Here is a 306-nt window from a genome sequence, read left to right as displayed (position 1 = left end):
GAGACAAAACCTCCTTAGTCCGTGTTGTGGTAATGATGGGGTAGTAAGATTTGCCCCTCCCACTGTATGCGTTAAATAGCATACTCGAGAAGTATACCACTAAATCACTGTTTTTTCAATAGTCAGCTATTAAAAATATCTTGATTATTCGACTGAATCGATTTGATCAAAGCCAACCTCAGCTGAAGTCAGCCGGCCAAACATTTCAATCTCAGCTCGCAGTTTCAGCTTATCATGATCGACTTCGGTTACCTTGCCAACCATGTCAGCAAATGATCCAGCAATAATCTTAACCGTATCGCCGAC

The 306-nt window shown here is 41.8% G+C and carries 1 protein-coding gene; it reads right to left on the bottom strand.

What is annotated here, in order from left to right:
* Nucleotides 1–144: 144 nt before the first annotated feature.
* Nucleotides 145–306 (bottom strand): KOW motif-containing protein (locus LJE08_RS15405; protein ID WP_227403573.1); only part of this gene is annotated, 162 nt, incomplete at its 5' end.

It is taken from the genome of Holdemanella sp. DFI.5.55, from assembly GCF_020593575.1.
Classification (GTDB): domain Bacteria; phylum Bacillota_I; class Bacilli_A; order Erysipelotrichales; family Erysipelotrichaceae; genus Holdemanella; species Holdemanella hominis.
The sequence above is the reverse complement of the archived record's forward strand: the minus strand, read 5'-3'. Positions and strand labels throughout refer to the sequence as shown.